Raw genomic sequence first — 15,528 nt, 5'->3', positions numbered from 1 at the left:
CTCCGCAGGCGACTGCGAACCCGAAGGGTAAAAGAGCAACTAATCAAATATCTGTATCTCTAGTTACGATTACTATCTTATTATTTTGCTGAGTAAATAACAGGTTTTTTAATTTTGTTTTAGGGTTTGCTGTCTGTATGTATGTATACGTTTCAAAATATATAGAAATCCTGGCTAAATTTCTCAACTTAAGAAAAACTGTGGCGTTGAAAAAATTCCCAAATTGTTTGACTGGCGTTGAAACCAAGCTGAGTATTAAACTTATTTAGACTTGCATCAGTTGAAGCACCACCAGGTCAAAAATGCCTACCGTCTATTACAGCTAGGTGTAATACCTCTAATTTGCCAATACAACTTGAGTACTGAGTAGCTTTGACTTTAGAGCTTGTGCTAGGAGGAGATGCATCGATCGTGCGATCGCCAAAAGCTTACCATATCTGAAATAGAAACAAGCGCTCCTAGTCGATGGCGATCGTCATCATTGAAATCGGAGCCTGAGGTTGGCAATTGTCCGTCTGAACTGGATTTTACATTTTGCCTAAAAATCAAGCACGCTCTTGTGTTAAGTTATTTCGGCAAAAGCTAGACTACCTGTTTTTTTGGCAAAGCTATTGTGGTAGAGAAGAAATTAATCGAGCCAAGCAACGCATTGATTACGAGTTTTTGCCTTGTGTTAGACTCTTGCGAAATTTCTTTAAGCGCATTTTGCGAAACATTATCCCAAATCCCACAGCCGTAACTGAACCAAAAATAGTTAGAGGTTCGGGAACGGGTTTACCCCCAACTTCGCCACCAACAGGTGTACCACCACCATTTACTGCCAGAAACTCTTGTTGAGCTTTAATAGATGTATTTCCAAATCCTTGATCGAAAGTAAAGCTGAATGAGTTACCAGCAGTCAAAAGCTTTCGCAAACCAATATGAGTTCCATTATCAACATAACTGCCATTTCCATCAAAAGGAGAATTAAAGAAGTTATTTAAAGTCTTACCGTCACCGATTTTAAAAGGAAAACCAGAGGCAACGGTAACATCAGGATCTAAGGAAGCAATAACTACTGACAATTTACTAATATCTGTAGCTTGACCTACTTTTGCTATTCCATTGCCTGTCGCAATTGAGAACACATCATTATAAGTACCATAGCCATTTCTTTGAGCAATACCTTGATCGGGATCGAATGTGTCGAAATAGCTCAAAAGGGTATCTGCACCACTATTAATAAAATTAGTTGTAATTCGTAACACATTATGGTTGGGAACTAAGGAGTAAGTGCGAGTGAAATCAATCGCAGATCCTCCCTGAGTATATCTTCCAGTAACAGATACAGAGTTATTATTCTTGCTGACAGTTACTGGTTGACCTATATTTTTTAAGGCACTGTTGAGTACAAAAGTGCTTGTATCGCTTCCAACTTGAAAACCAAAGTCAGAAACAAAAGTACCTTTTCGATAAAATTCCTTCCTACCAAACAATAAAGAGTTTATAGCACCATTATCATTACGGATCTCGACGCTTAACTCACCGTTACTAATTACAGCAGCTTGAGCAGTTAATGTACTGAATGCGACTAAAACAGTACCAGTAGCCGATACACAGCCTATTCCTTTTAGAAAATATGCTGCTTTGCCAGTAGCTATCGATAGCTTTTTCCAAACTATAGAAATAGTCATAAAAACTCAGTTAGCATTACGTATTTGTTATCCGTAAAAATCAGTTTAAATAATTACTTAAGTAATATAAATACTTTTTATAAAGTTATGATGAAGTTATAGTAAAATTACGTAAAACGATTTAAATGGAATTTAGTAACTTGATTGAATTAACAGCAGGCACAGAAATATTTTGTAGCAGTAATGGTGTTGATAATATGATGTTTGTTGCTATGCATTAGTTACATCTTTGTTTACAAAAGAATAAAAGTCTGTGAAGTAGAGATAGTAGTTTGAGTAATTGATGCGAAATATTTAGAGGTAGGCGATCGCGATAAAGACAATAAGAGTTAATTACAAAGTTAAAGATAAGTAACTCTGAGTTATCAAGAGTTACAAAGAGTGGGTTGTGCTTAAGCGATAATAAATACATTTCCACACAGAAGCACAGTTTATAACCTGCTGCCTGAATCCAGCTTGCCACAATCCGCCGAATCCTGATGGCACAATGTTTTGCTCAAACTGCGGTGTAGGATAGCGTTTTTCAAATTCATCATACCAATAAAGCCATTCTCTGGTTACGCCGGAATAATTGTTGAAATCGCAGTCTATACAGAATCAAAAGTTTAGTAGCCTGCGATCGCTTGTGCTAAGACAGGAAAGATACGAATATCTAAACTTCATGAAACAGCAAAAAAATCAATTCAGCCATCTCACGGCAATTGAAAGAACTTACCTGTCATTCCCCGCACAATTTTTATTAAATCAAAACCTGCTTCAAGGCAAAATACTAGATTTTGGTTGTGGCTTTGGTAATGATGTTAAATTATTGCGTCAAAAAAATTGTGATATTACAGGCTATGACCCTTATTATTTCCCTCAATATCCTCAAGATAAATTCGATACAATAATTTGCTCTTATGTTTTAAATGTTTTATTTGCAGAAGAACAAGCTGATGTGCTTATGGAAGTATCGCACTTATTAAAACCAGGGGGTAAAGCTTATTATGTTGTGAGAAGAGATATTAAAAAAGAAGGTTTCAGAGAACATTATGTGCATAAAAAGCCCACATATCAATGTATTGTGAAACTCCCATTTCATTCAATATATTTAGACGATCGTCGTGAACTCTATCAGTATACTCATTATAATCACCAGCGTAATTCATCTAATTATTGTATATTTTGCAATCCCCATAAAAATCTAAAATTATTAACTGAATCAGCTACTGCATATGCTATTTTCGATGGCTATCCTATAAATAAAGGACATGTTTTAGTTATTCCTAAACGTCATACAAGCAATTATTTTGAACTGCCATTTAAAGAGCAATCTGCTTGCTGGTTTATGGTGAATAAAGTACAAGAAATTCTCAAAACCGAATTTGAACCTGATGGTTTTAATGTAGGAATGAACGTCAATCGAGAAGCTGGTCAAAATATTATGCACGCTAGTATTCATATCATCCCTCGTTATAAAGGGGATGCTGTCGGTGCTAAAAGTGGAATTAGAACTGTCATTCCTAAAATAAAATAGAGCGTTGCTAATTTATGGGATGAATTTTGTTTCACGTCAAGGCGAAAATTCACAAAGAAGAACGCTAGAGATTGTCGTCTGAACTCATGCAAACTGCTGCAATATTGGTGCATTAACTTTGGGCACAACGCACCTTACGATAAATGCTGAAATCAATATTGGTATATTTTTTGCTTTTAGGGAATTCTAACTTTAGATACTTTTGGAATCTTTTAATCCATTCAGACAAATGAGTATTCTCTGAGTAAATTTATACTTTTCTTTGCAGGATGACTATATGGATGAATTCGTGAGAAAAGCTGCTGGAGTTGGATTGCCAGCGATTATACTCCTAATTACAATGGCAACTACGGGCTTGACAGGAGCTGCTGCCATTACAGCAGCTTTGGCACTATTGGGGCCTGGAGGCATGATAGGCGGCATAATTTTGCTTGGAATTACAGGCTTGGCAGCAGATATGCTGTCTAAGTTTGGTCTTGAAGCTTTGCTAATAGCGATTTATAGGCAGCGGCTACAAAATGGGGAATCTAGGGTTAATATTTGCAGAGAAATCAATGGATTGCCTATCTCTGGTGACTTGAAACGCAGACTCAGAGAAGAATTTGGATGTTAGTTTGCTAGATAGGTAAATAAGGTGCGTTACTTTTGACTAACGCACCCGTTAGAAATATGAATCAAAATCTATTCAGTTAGCGATCGCGATCGCAATTTTCCCGACAGCACGTTCGCTTTCGCTATAAGCATGAGCCGCAGCTAGTTCTTGTAAGGGATAGGTGCGGTCAATTACCGTGCGGATTTTACCAGCTTCAATTAATTTTTTCAGGTAATCCAAGTCTTCGGCGTTGGCTTTCTCAAACACCAATTTGGCTTTTTGACCGGGAAGGAACGCTGTTAAGGCAACCTGCACCAAAACTTCAGGACTGGGAAGCGTTGTGACATAAATTCCCTTGGGTTTGAGGACTTTTTTAGTGGCAGAGAGCGATCGCTTGCCGACTGCATCGAAGATAATATCGTACTGGCATGGCAAGGCTAAAATGTTGCATTAAAAATCTCTGAAAAATTGAAGTTTAGACACATAATCGAATTTTTCTATTGCACTACTTTAGCCTTGACACGCCAGTACTTGGCTGTATCTTCGGTGAAGTCTTGTTGCTTATAGTCAATAACACGGTCTGCACCCAGCGATTTTACCAAATCTAGGTTTTTTGTACTGCAAACTCCCGTGACTTCTGCGCCTAAAGCCTTAGCGATTTGTACCGCAAAACTGCCCACGCCGCCTGAAGCGCCGTTAATCAATACAGCTTGTCCTGATTGGATATTACCCTGATTTCGCAAGGCTTGCAGAGCCGTGAGCGCTACTAGGGGCACAGTGGCGGCTTCTTCATAACTTAAGTTCGTTGGTTTGAGCGCCACCAAGTTTTCTAGAACAGCTGCATACTCTGCATAAGCGCCTCCGGGGAAGTTAGTACTGCCATAGACGGAATCACCTGGTTTAAAGCGGGTAACTCCAGAGCCAACTTCTACCACTTCTCCCGCCAAATCAAACCCCAGAATCTTTGGGAATTTATTACCCGTGATAAATTTCATCATTCCCTTGCGGATTTTCCAATCAATGCCATTGACACTACTGGCATGGATTTTTATAAGTAATTGGTCAGGCTTGATTTGTGGCTGCTCTACGTCTTCGTACTGTAACACCTCAGCTGGCCCGTACTCACGGATAACGACTGCTTTCATAATTCCTCCTGCTACCCTGTTTTACTCACAAAACTCACACAGCATAATAGTTAGTCATGAATCCAGTGTAGCGATCGCATAACATTTAGTAGAGTTGTTACAACACTTGTGGCAGACAGAGTTCAGGATAGGCGTTCTGAAAGATTTCCTTAAATAGAAATACCAAATCTAAGACTTAAACAATGGATCGCACCCAATTGAACCACTATCGCCAAGTCATTGAAACTATCTTCTACGAAACTTTCTACAGAGTAGCGATCGCCCAGGTTCGTAATAAACTATTATGATAATCCATTGCGATCGTCCAAACATGTTAGATTTTAGTTTGTTGTTTCCATCAAACACAAAGTCTGCCATTAGTAGCAAGAACTGATACCAATTCACTTAAAATAGGCAGTTAGAAGTAGGGAGGAGCAACTGCCGTTAAGTGGCGTGAGGGAGTAGGAAATGGGGAAAATAAATTTTTATGAAAGTTAATTTTTTTGCAATAAAACCGTATTAAGGCATCTTCTGTCAGGAGCCTCTATAGCTTATTAGATAAGACTTAGAGACACAATTGAATATCTTTAGCAAAGCAAAAATTAAAAAAAAATAAACTGCATTTTTATCTCAAAAAAAATGATATGTTGGATACAGAATTGAATTTCGCACGTATCTGGAGTAGTACGACGTAGCCTACTCCAGTTTTTCCCCTCAAATCCCTTGTACTGGCTGCTTTTGTCAAAATTTGAGGGAAGTTTGAGTACACATTTTGGTAACCTAAAACCAGTTAAAAATAGGCTAAAGTCCTTGCTGGTCTTGAGTTATGGTTGAGTACAAAGAAATCCTGAACCCCTATTTCTAAATACCCGAACCCCAACCAGAAAATACTAGAACCCCTACCCGAAAAAAATTTTTAATTCTTTATAATGCCCTAGCAATTAGGGTTTTAAGATTTGAGTACAAACTTAATAAATCCAATAAATTCTATCCGGATAGATGCGCCGTCTAGCCTGGGGATAGCTGCTATAAATCTTATATCGCCAATCACTTAACGGTTCTACACAAAAGAGAAACGAAAAGTGAGTGGAGGGATGAGATAGCACCATGCCTCTATGAATAGAAGTCGCGGCTGTACCCACAAATTCTACCCAAGAACCAAGCGTTGACACACACCAGCCGAACTCAAGGATTTTATCGCCTGCCTTACCCTGGAAACAGCTGCCCTCATGGGGCGTTGACACTACCGCTACAGGGTCGGCAGGGTGGGTACAACAAGCGACTTCAATTCCTAGGCATAGGGAGTAGCAACGGCATCTCCCACAGCGGCAGCCTGTCCACCGACCTTTTTTGCGAAATTCAATGACACTACCGGCTACAGGAATCCTTAACTCTCATCAGGAACCAGCAGTAACCCAAGCAAAATCGGGTGGTTGCGGATGCGATAGCAAAAGCAGCGCCACCGTGGAAATGGACGAAAAGCTCCAAGAACGGATTGCTAAACATCCCTGCTACAGCGAAGACGCACATCACCATTACGCCAGGATGCACGTTGCAGTTGCACCAGCTTGTAACATTCAATGCAACTATTGCAATCGGAAATATGACTGCGCGAACGAAAGCCGTCCTGGAGTAGTTAGCGAATTACTCACACCAGAAGAAGCTGCACACAAAGCTTTGGTGATTGCAGGCAAGATTCCCCAAATGACAGTCGTGGGAATTGCTGGGCCTGGCGATCCTTTAGCGAACCCAGAAAAGACATTCCGCACCTTTGAATTGATTGCGGACAAAGCACCAGATATCAAGCTTTGCCTCTCAACCAACGGTTTAATGTTGAGCGAACACATCGATCGCATCAAACAATTAAACATCGATCACGTTACAGTCACCTTTAACACAATTGACCCAGAAATCGGCGCACAGATTTATTCTTGGGTTCACTACAAGCGTCGGCGTTACAGAGGTATTGAAGGAGCTAAGATTCTGCTCGAAAAGCAGATGGAAGGATTGCAAGCTCTCAAAGAAGCTGACATCTTGTGCAAAGTCAACTCCGTGATGATTCCGGGAATTAACGACCAGCATTTGGTCGAAGTGAATAAATTCATTCGTGAGAATGGCGCATTCCTGCACAACATCATGCCGCTGATTTCTGCACCAGAACACGGCACACACTTTGGCTTAATCGGTCAACGCGGCCCCACACCCAAAGAAGTCAAAGAAGTCCAAGACAACTGCGCTGGCAACATGAAAATGATGCGTCATTGCCGCCAGTGCCGAGCCGATGCCGTCGGATTATTGGGAGAAGACCGCAGCCAGGAATTTACCAAAGATAAATTCTTAGAAATGGCTCCCGAATATGACCTCGAACAACGCGCCAGCGTTCACGAAGGTATTGAGAAATTCAAAGAAGAAATTAAACTAGCCAAACAAAAAGCTGTAGAGACGCGATTAATCGCGTCTCTACCACAAAACAATCCTAAGGTCTTAGTTGCAGTCGCAACCAAAGGTAGTGGATTAGTTAACCAACACTTTGGTCATGCGAAAGAATTCCAGATTTACGAAGTTGATGGGATCGAAGCTCGCTTTGTCGGTCATCGTAAGATTGACCAATATTGTCAAGGTGGATACGGTGAAGAAGCCACTTCTGAGAATATCATAAAAGCGATCGCCGATTGCAAAGCAGTTTTAGTGTCCAAGATTGGGAACTGTCCTAAAGAAAAATTGCATGAAGCGGGCATAGAGACTGTCGAAGCTTACGACGTAATTGAGAAGGTTGCTTTAGAGTTTTACGAGCAATACGTAAAAGAACTAGGGACTACTGAAGGATAAAAGCTCAAGGCTGAAGGATGAAGATAGAAATATATACTTCACACTTCATCCATCATCCTTCATACTTTTCTCTTCCAAAATCTCGAAAAAGGAGAATAATCATGGCTTACAAAATCACTAGCCAGTGTATTTCCTGCAATCTCTGTCTATCTATATGCCCCACAGGTGCAGTTAAGGTAGTTGACGGTCAGCACTGGATTGACTCGGAACTTTGTACAAACTGTATTGGAACTGTTTATACCGTACCTCAGTGTAAAGCTGGTTGTCCCACCTGCGATGGTTGCGTTAAACAGCCTAGCGATTATTGGGAAGGCTGGTTTACTAAATATAATCATGTATTAGCAAAATTAACCAATAAACAAGATTACTGGGAACGTTGGTTTAACTGTTATTCTCAGAAGTTTTCTGAACAGTTGCAAAAGCGTCAACAGCAAGTATTAGAAGCGTAAAGAAGGTTAAAGACTGAAGGATTTAAAGATAAAACTTAGACTTCAGTTCACACTACACATTTCATCCTTCATTCTTCAAATTAGAATCTATGCAAAAGAATTGCATCTATCTCGACAATAACGCTACCACTAAGGTAGACCCAGAAGTTTTAGAGGCGATGCTGCCTTACCTGACCGATTATTACGGCAATCCCTCTAGTATGCATACCTTTGGCGGACAACTTGCTAAAGGAGTGAAAACAGCCAGAGAACGAGTTGCAGCCTTACTCGGTTCTGATGAATCAGAAATTGTTTTCACTAGTTGCGGAACTGAGGGAGATAACGCCGCCATTCGCGCCGCATTGTTAGCGCAACCAGAAAAGCGACACATCATCACCACCCAAGTAGAACATCCAGCGGTGTTGAATGTCTGCAAACAGTTGGAAACCCAAGGTTATAACGTTACCTATCTTTCGGTAAACAGTCAGGGCCAATTAGATTTAAATGAACTAGAAGCCTCGCTGACAGGAAACACCGCGTTGGTGACGATTATGTACGCCAACAACGAAACAGGCACGATTTTCCCCATCGAACAAATTGGGTTGCGAGTCAAAGAACATGGTGCTTTGTTTCATGTAGATGCGGTGCAAGCAGTGGGTAAACTCCCCTTGAATATGAAGACCAGCACCATAGACATGTTAACTATGTCTGGTCACAAAATCCACGCACCCAAAGGTATCGGCGCTTTATATGTGCGACGCGGTGTCAGGTTCCGTCCCTTATTGATTGGGGGACACCAAGAACGCGGTCGTCGCGCCGGAACAGAAAATATGTCAGGAATTATTGGTCTGGGCAAAGCAGCGGAACTAGAACTGTTACATTTAGAAGAGGCGACTAAGAGAGAAAGAAAGTTGCGCGATCGCCTCGAACAAACTTTACTCGCTACTATTCCCCATTGTGAAGTTAACGGCGATCCGACGCAGAGATTGCCAAACACTACCAACATTGGCTTCAAATATATTGAAGGTGAAGCTATTCTGCTTTCCCTAAACAAACACGGCATCTGTGCATCTTCTGGTTCTGCTTGTACCTCTGGCTCACTGGAACCTTCTCATGTCTTACGGGCAATGGGTTTACCCTACACAACCTTACACGGTTCCATTCGCTTCAGTCTTTGTCGCTACACCACAGAAGCCGAAATCGACCAAGTAATAGCAGTAATGCCCGGTATTGTAGAACGTTTGCGCGCTCTTTCACCCTTCAAAAATGATGATGCAGGTTGGCTGCAAGAACAAGAGCAAGCACTGGCACATCGCTAGGGACTGGTGACTAGAGGCTGGGGATTAGGGACTAGGTAATCTTCTTCATTCTCCCCAATCACCAATTCCAATCCAAAATCTAAAATCTAAAATCCAAAATATGCCATGTGGGACTACACAGATAAAGTATTAGAACTGTTTTACGATCCTAAGAATCAGGGAGCTATTGAAGAAACGGGCGAACCTGGAGTTAAAGTTGCAACGGGAGAAATAGGTAGCATTGCTTGCGGTGATGCTTTAAGACTCCACCTGAAAGTTGAAGTAGAATCCGATAAAATATTGGATGCTCGCTTTCAAACCTTTGGCTGTACCAGTGCGATCGCTTCTTCTAGTGCATTAACCGAAATGGTTAAAGGTTTAACTTTAGATGAAGCCCTAAAAGTCTCCAATAAGGACATTGCCAACTACCTTGGCGGCTTGCCAGAAGCCAAAATGCATTGCTCAGTCATGGGGCAAGAAGCACTAGAAGCTGCTATTTATAATTATCGAGGCATTCCCCTAGCTAGCCATGATGACGATGATGAAGGTGCGTTAGTTTGCAGTTGCTTCGGTATCAGCGAGTCCAAGATTCGCCGCGTGATTGTAGAAAATAATCTCACTGATGCGGAGCAGGTAACAAACTATGTGAAAGCTGGCGGTGGATGCGGTTCCTGTCTGGCAAATATTGATGATATTATTAAATCTGTACAGCAAGAAGCCGCTGCACCATCCCTCAACAATTATGGCGTAAAAGTCGCTACAGATATAGCTAACTCTAAGCAACGACCGCTGACCAACGTCCAAAAAATTGCCCTCATTCAAAAAGTACTTGATGAAGAAGTTCGACCCGTGTTGATTGCCGACGGGGGAGACGTAGAACTATATGATGTAGATGGCGATCGTGTGAAAGTTTTACTTCAAGGTGCTTGCGGTTCCTGCTCCAGCAGTACAGCAACTCTGAAGATAGCCATTGAAGCCAGGTTACAGGATCGCGTCAGCAAAAACCTGATAGTCGAAGCAGTTGAGCCATAGCTGAAAGATTTACGCACAGCACAAATACACCCTAATGTGCAATAGCCAAAAACAGAAAGTAGGATTTGACCGACACAATTGTTTTCCAGTCAATGCTCCAGTCCTACTAACAACAGACAGCAAAGCACATAGGCAAGTATTAAACGCCTAATTGCGAATTCCAGAATCCAACTCGCTTCAAAGGAATGAGGATATGAGCGCAACATTGTACGACAAAATTGGCGGACAGCCGACAATTGAGAAGGTAGTTGATGATTTGCACAAACGCATCTTAGCAGACGGTAGCGTCAATCAGTTTTTTGCTAAGACAGATATGGCAAAGCAGCGCGGTCATTTTATTGCTTTCTTATCTCAGTTACTTGAGGGGCCAAAGCAATACGCAGGTCGCCCAATGGACAAAACACACGCAGGTATGAGTGTACAGCCCCAACACTTCGATGCAGTTGCCAAACACCTCAGTGAAGCAATGGCTACAATTGGAGTTGCAGCTGATGATATTAGCGCTGCAATAGCTCGCGTTTCAAATGTGAAAGGCGCGATTTTGAACAAGTAATAGGACTTATACCAATTTTGGATTTTAGATTTTGGATTCCAAGGCTTTTCCAGGAATATCTAACACTACTATCTATTCCAATTGGGTATTACGCATTGATTGTTGAGGAATAACTAGGTCAAGTCCTACTTGGTGTTTCCAGCTTCCCAAAATTATGGCGTATTTGTAAAGTGTGTAATTCCTTTGTCATTTGCCATATCAACAACAAATGACAAAGGCTAAATAAAAATTTAACTCCGAATCATTATGACACCAATGCTCACCAATTTTGTTGTGGAGCGATCGCCACCAGCGACGTTCTACATGCGCTCACTGCCGTAGCTCAACAGGCGTGAGAGACGAACAGACCCACCAAACCAACCAACCAATTGCAGGAAAACAAGAACCATGACTGACGAAAATATTAGACAGATAGCTTTTTACGGTAAGGGTGGTATCGGTAAATCTACCACCTCCCAAAACACCCTGGCAGCTATGGCAGAAATGGGTCAGCGCATCATGATTGTGGGTTGCGACCCCAAAGCTGACTCCACCCGTTTGATGCTACACAGCAAAGCTCAAACCACAGTGCTTCACCTCGCTGCTGAACGCGGTGCAGTAGAAGACCTCGAACTCGAAGAAGTGATGCTCACCGGTTTCCGTGGTGTTAAGTGCGTGGAGTCTGGTGGTCCAGAACCTGGTGTAGGTTGCGCCGGTCGTGGTATCATCACCGCCATCAACTTCTTGGAAGAAGCTGGTGCTTACCAAGACCTAGACTTCGTATCTTACGACGTATTGGGTGACGTTGTGTGCGGTGGTTTCGCTATGCCTATCCGTGAAGGTAAAGCACAAGAAATCTACATCGTTACCTCTGGTGAAATGATGGCGATGTACGCTGCTAACAACATCGCTCGTGGTATTCTCAAGTACGCTCACTCTGGTGGTGTGCGTTTGGGTGGTTTGATTTGTAACAGCCGTAAAGTTGACCGGGAAATCGAACTGATCGAAACCCTGGCAGAACGCTTGAACACCCAAATGATTCACTTCGTACCTCGCGACAACATCGTGCAACACGCAGAATTGCGCCGGATGACTGTTAACGAGTACGCACCTGATAGCGATCAAGGTAACGAATACCGCGCACTAGCTAAGAAGATCATCAACAACGACAAGCTCACAATCCCTACACCAATCGAAATGGACGAGCTAGAAGCGTTGTTGGTTGAATTCGGTATCCTTGATGACGATACCAAGCACGCAGAAATCATCGGTAAGACTGCTGCTGAAGCACCTGTTAAGTAAGCACTGATGTAGGAAAAGGCAAAGGAAACAATTGCATAATTTACCTTTTACCTTCTTTCTACCGATTACCTGTATCCCCCACGGGGACTGTAAGTCCCCAACCCTACAGGGGACGATGGGCTATTGCATAGCCCTCCCCTTCCCTACCCCGTTCCTTAGGAGCTAGAGAGGCAAAATGACTCCTCCAGAAAACCAGAACATCATCGAAGAAAGAAAAGAACTAATTAAGGAAGTCCTAAGTGCTTATCCCGAAAAAGCAGCGAAAAAACGGGAAAAGCACCTAAATGTATACGAAGAAGGTAAGAGCGATTGCGGCGTTAAATCCAATATCAAATCTCTTCCTGGTGTAATGACCGCTCGTGGTTGCGCTTACGCAGGTTCCAAAGGTGTGGTTTGGGGTCCTATTAAGGACATGATCCACATCAGCCACGGCCCTGTAGGTTGCGGTTACTGGTCTTGGTCGGGTCGTCGTAACTATTATATTGGTACCACAGGTGTTGATACCTTTGGTACAATGCACTTCACCTCTGACTTCCAAGAACGGGACATCGTTTTCGGTGGTGACAAAAAGCTCACCAAGCTAATTCAAGAATTGGAAGTACTCTTCCCCCTTAACCGTGGTGTATCTATTCAATCTGAATGTCCCATCGGTCTAATCGGGGATGACATCGAAGCAGTAGCTCGGAACACATCGAAAGAAATTGGCAAGCCAGTTGTTCCCGTGCGTTGCGAAGGCTTCCGGGGTGTTTCTCAATCCTTGGGTCACCACATTGCTAACGATATGGTACGCGACTGGGTGTTTACCAGAGCCGACAAAGAGAAGAAAGAAGGTAAGTTACAATTTGAGTCTACTCCATACGATGTAGCAATCATCGGTGACTACAACATCGGTGGTGATGCTTGGGCTAGCCGGATTCTGTTAGAAGAACTGGGCTTGCGCGTAGTTGCTCAGTGGTCTGGTGATGGCACCATCAACGAAATGTTGATGACACCGAACGTGAAGATGAACTTGATTCACTGCTACCGTTCGATGAATTACATCAGTCGTCACATGGAAGAAGCTTACGGTATTCCCTGGTTAGAATACAACTTCTTCGGCCCCACCAAGATTGCTGAGTCTTTACGGGAAATCGCTTCTAAGTTTGACGAGACAATCCAAGCAAACGCTGAGAAGATTATCGCTAAGTATCAGCCAACAATGGATGCGATCGTTTCTAAGTATCGCCCCCGTTTGGAAGGTAAGACTGTCGCCATGATGGTTGGTGGTCTGCGTCCTCGTCACGTTGTACCCGCTTTCCAAGATTTGGGTATGAAGATGGTTGGTACAGGTTATGAGTTCGCTCATAACGACGATTACAAACGTACCACCCACTACATCGAAAACGGCACCATCGTTTACGACGACGTAACTGCTTACGAATTTGAGGAATTTGTCAAAGCACTCAAGCCAGACTTAATTGCTTCTGGTGTGAAAGAGAAGTACGTCTTCCAAAAGATGGGTCTACCCTTCCGTCAAATGCACTCTTGGGATTACTCCGAACCTAGCGATCGCACTTCAAACTCAAGTCAGGCAAGTTTTTTAATCTAGCAGTAGAAAAAAGAGTCAATTTTTAGCCTAAATGCGAGTTTTAGGGTTATTCAGTAACAATCTTTTTTGATGCTTCAGATAATATAACTCTTATTGAGTCTAGTTTTGAGATTTGAAACGCATTTTGCTCAAAGAAAAACTGTAAAGCAAAAGACTATTTTAAATGACAATTTTTTAGATTAAATGGGGCGATCGTCCTCTATGGGTATAATAAGCTTTCTCAAATTTCATTATTTTTTGTTTCTTCTGCTTGTTGGTTGTATCGATTAGGTCTAAAAACCTCTTGCATAAAGCAGTATTCTCTAGCATTATTGCGTATCAAATCTTGTAAAACAGCGAGGAGAACTGCAACTGCTTCATCTATCGGCTCATAAAATTCTTGAATAAACTCCTCAATGGATGGCTCATCCCAATCATATAAATTATTAGGGCGCAAAATAGGCATACTACCATGAGCAATTTGACTTCTGCGGCTATAAAACTTACTAAACCAATTTTTATGAGATTTAGGTGTTCCTAGGACTAGCTCTAGACGTTGTTTTAAAGTACTACCAATTCCTTCTTTGCCATCAACAAAAAGTGCTTCAAGTGCTTGTGCAATTAGCAAAATAGTGTCTGTTTCATTTGTTTGAGTACTCGTAATTCTAAGAAGCGTAAACAGAGCTTTATGATGTGGTTTTTCTGCTAAATCTAAAGAGTATGGTAATTCTTCTGATAACCAACTCCATACAGTTTGAAAAGGAATTTGTGCTAGTGGAGGCCAGCCTCTATTTAAAGCATGAATGAATGCAGACTCTAGGCTAGATCCACTCATTTCAGGAGGCTTAAGCACATTAAGCTGGATACCTGGTGTACTAGATAATAAAGAAGAAAAATTGGGTTCAAGAGCATTAGGCTCTAAATATTCTGCTGAGTGAACTGTAATACTACCTGGAAGAGCGAGATTCATTGCAAGAAAAAGCTGTTGTAAAAATTTGCTCACAACAACATGGAGTCTGTCTTGTTCTGTTTCATTGCCTTGCTCATATTTCAATTGAAGTTTAAGTATGCTGTTAAGCATATGATATCCTAGCTCCATTTGCTCGCTCATGCGTTGGCAGAAAACTGCTGGATCGTGTTCACAAACCTCTACTGCTTTTAGATACGAAATTACATCTGAGGCATCAATTTCAATCAAGTAATTTTGTTGAGCCGTCTTGTACGGCATTATAATCAAGTTTGATGCCGACAATACCTTAATTGCGTCTTCCCAAAACTCACGAATTATTTGAGTATTGGTATCCTTAAAACTAGGACTTATATTAGCAAGCTTTATTTCAATCAATTGAGATTGCATATCGCAATGTAATTTTTTATCAACAAAGTTAATTGTAAGTAATAGTATATCTCAATTAATCAATATGGTAATTTATGCCCAATTTTGGCTTTATATATAGTAAATTTGACCATAATGTAGTTGCTTTAATTTAGCCAGTAGTGGCGTGTCAAGGCTAAAGTAGTGCAATAGAAAAATTCGATTATGTGTCTAAACTTCAATTTTTCAGAGATTTTTAATGCAACATTTTAGCCTTGCCATGCCAGTAGGGTGCGTTGTCGCAAAGCACAACGCACCCT

General features: G+C 41.6%; 12 protein-coding genes and 1 pseudogene. 10 read left to right on the top strand and 3 right to left on the bottom strand.

Going from position 1 to position 15,528, the window contains the following annotated elements; genetic code table 11:
• Window positions 1-653: 653 nt before the first annotated feature.
• Window positions 654-1,673, bottom strand: coding sequence for a PEP-CTERM sorting domain-containing protein (locus RMY31_RS02485; protein WP_322666393.1), 1,020 nt, complete (start codon window positions 1,671-1,673; stop codon window positions 654-656).
• Window positions 1,674-2,079: 406 nt separating this feature from the next.
• Here RMY31_RS02485 and RMY31_RS02480 point away from each other — a divergent pair, with 406 nt between their 5' ends.
• The 3 genes from RMY31_RS02480 to RMY31_RS02470 all read left to right on the top strand — a co-directional run bounded on the left by RMY31_RS02480 (window position 2,080) and on the right by RMY31_RS02470 (window position 3,802).
• Window positions 2,080-2,190: a 4-Cys prefix domain-containing protein gene (locus RMY31_RS02480; RefSeq protein ID WP_409877181.1), complete on the top strand. Its 111-nt coding sequence runs from the start codon at window positions 2,080-2,082 to the stop codon at window positions 2,188-2,190.
• Between the two features lie 144 nt (window positions 2,191-2,334).
• The gene (locus tag RMY31_RS02475) at window positions 2,335-3,189 is read left to right on the top strand and encodes a bifunctional class I SAM-dependent methyltransferase/HIT family protein (RefSeq protein ID WP_322666394.1); all 855 of its coding nucleotides are present in this window, start codon (window positions 2,335-2,337) and stop codon (window positions 3,187-3,189) included.
• A gap of 277 nt (window positions 3,190-3,466) precedes the next feature.
• Window positions 3,467-3,802, top strand: a complete 336-nt coding sequence (locus RMY31_RS02470; protein ID WP_322666396.1) for a hypothetical protein — start codon at window positions 3,467-3,469, stop codon at window positions 3,800-3,802.
• A gap of 72 nt (window positions 3,803-3,874) precedes the next feature.
• Here the strand turns inward: RMY31_RS02470 and RMY31_RS02465 are convergent.
• Window positions 3,875-4,926, bottom strand: a pseudogene (locus RMY31_RS02465) (NAD(P)-dependent alcohol dehydrogenase).
• A 1,341-nt stretch (window positions 4,927-6,267) separates the two neighbouring features.
• On the opposite strand from RMY31_RS02465, the gene nifB reads away from it, so the two are divergent.
• From nifB to nifD, 7 genes are all read left to right on the top strand, one after another.
• Window positions 6,268-7,734 carry a nitrogenase cofactor biosynthesis protein NifB gene (gene nifB, locus RMY31_RS02460; RefSeq protein ID WP_322666398.1) on the top strand — a complete coding sequence of 489 codons (1,467 nt, stop codon included), beginning with the start codon at window positions 6,268-6,270 and terminating at the stop codon, window positions 7,732-7,734.
• A 101-nt stretch (window positions 7,735-7,835) separates the two neighbouring features.
• Window positions 7,836-8,183, top strand: coding sequence for a DUF362 domain-containing protein (locus tag RMY31_RS02455; RefSeq protein WP_322666400.1), 348 nt, complete (start codon window positions 7,836-7,838; stop codon window positions 8,181-8,183).
• Between the two features lie 89 nt (window positions 8,184-8,272).
• Window positions 8,273-9,481, top strand: a complete 1,209-nt coding sequence (nifS, locus tag RMY31_RS02450) for a cysteine desulfurase NifS (protein WP_322666403.1) — start codon at window positions 8,273-8,275, stop codon at window positions 9,479-9,481.
• Window positions 9,482-9,586: 105 nt separating this feature from the next.
• A complete protein-coding gene (gene nifU / locus RMY31_RS02445; protein WP_322666405.1) occupies window positions 9,587-10,492 on the top strand; it encodes a Fe-S cluster assembly protein NifU in 906 nt (301 codons plus the stop codon).
• Window positions 10,493-10,685: 193 nt separating this feature from the next.
• The gene (locus tag RMY31_RS02440) at window positions 10,686-11,045 is read left to right on the top strand and encodes a group 1 truncated hemoglobin (RefSeq protein ID WP_322666407.1); all 360 of its coding nucleotides are present in this window, start codon (window positions 10,686-10,688) and stop codon (window positions 11,043-11,045) included.
• A gap of 387 nt (window positions 11,046-11,432) precedes the next feature.
• Window positions 11,433-12,326: a nitrogenase iron protein gene (gene nifH / locus RMY31_RS02435; RefSeq protein WP_190882698.1), complete on the top strand. Its 894-nt coding sequence runs from the start codon at window positions 11,433-11,435 to the stop codon at window positions 12,324-12,326.
• A 175-nt stretch (window positions 12,327-12,501) separates the two neighbouring features.
• Window positions 12,502-13,914 carry a nitrogenase molybdenum-iron protein alpha chain gene (gene nifD / locus RMY31_RS02430; protein ID WP_409877143.1) on the top strand — a complete coding sequence of 471 codons (1,413 nt, stop codon included), beginning with the start codon at window positions 12,502-12,504 and terminating at the stop codon, window positions 13,912-13,914.
• Between the two features lie 220 nt (window positions 13,915-14,134).
• Here nifD and RMY31_RS02425 read toward each other — a convergent pair whose 3' ends face one another.
• On the bottom strand, window positions 14,135-15,250 hold the full coding sequence (locus RMY31_RS02425) for a hypothetical protein (RefSeq protein WP_409877141.1): 1,116 nt from the start codon (window positions 15,248-15,250) through the stop codon (window positions 14,135-14,137).
• Window positions 15,251-15,528 lie beyond the last annotated feature (278 nt).

Source organism: Dendronalium sp. ChiSLP03b (genome assembly GCF_034531165.2).
GTDB classification, from domain to species: Bacteria; Cyanobacteriota; Cyanobacteriia; order Cyanobacteriales; family Nostocaceae; genus Dendronalium; species Dendronalium minutum.
The sequence above is the reverse complement of the archived record's forward strand: the minus strand, read 5'-3'. Positions and strand labels throughout refer to the sequence as shown.

What these genes read in the sequence shown, in the direction of transcription:
- nifD (WP_409877143.1), top strand. Translation starts at nt 12,502, where the DNA reads ATGACTCCTCCAGAAAACCAGAACATCATCGAAGAAAGAAAAGAACTA.
- nifH (WP_190882698.1), top strand. Translation starts at nt 11,433, where the DNA reads ATGACTGACGAAAATATTAGACAGATAGCTTTTTACGGTAAGGGTGGT.
- RMY31_RS02425 (WP_409877141.1), bottom strand. Translation starts at nt 15,250, where the DNA reads ATGCAATCTCAATTGATTGAAATAAAGCTTGCTAATATAAGTCCTAGT.
- RMY31_RS02440 (WP_322666407.1), top strand. Translation starts at nt 10,686, where the DNA reads ATGAGCGCAACATTGTACGACAAAATTGGCGGACAGCCGACAATTGAG.
- nifS (WP_322666403.1), top strand. Translation starts at nt 8,273, where the DNA reads ATGCAAAAGAATTGCATCTATCTCGACAATAACGCTACCACTAAGGTA.
- RMY31_RS02475 (WP_322666394.1), top strand. Translation starts at nt 2,335, where the DNA reads ATGAAACAGCAAAAAAATCAATTCAGCCATCTCACGGCAATTGAAAGA.
- nifU (WP_322666405.1), top strand. Translation starts at nt 9,587, where the DNA reads ATGTGGGACTACACAGATAAAGTATTAGAACTGTTTTACGATCCTAAG.
- RMY31_RS02485 (WP_322666393.1), bottom strand. Translation starts at nt 1,673, where the DNA reads ATGACTATTTCTATAGTTTGGAAAAAGCTATCGATAGCTACTGGCAAA.
- RMY31_RS02470 (WP_322666396.1), top strand. Translation starts at nt 3,467, where the DNA reads ATGGATGAATTCGTGAGAAAAGCTGCTGGAGTTGGATTGCCAGCGATT.
- RMY31_RS02455 (WP_322666400.1), top strand. Translation starts at nt 7,836, where the DNA reads ATGGCTTACAAAATCACTAGCCAGTGTATTTCCTGCAATCTCTGTCTA.
- nifB (WP_322666398.1), top strand. Translation starts at nt 6,268, where the DNA reads ATGACACTACCGGCTACAGGAATCCTTAACTCTCATCAGGAACCAGCA.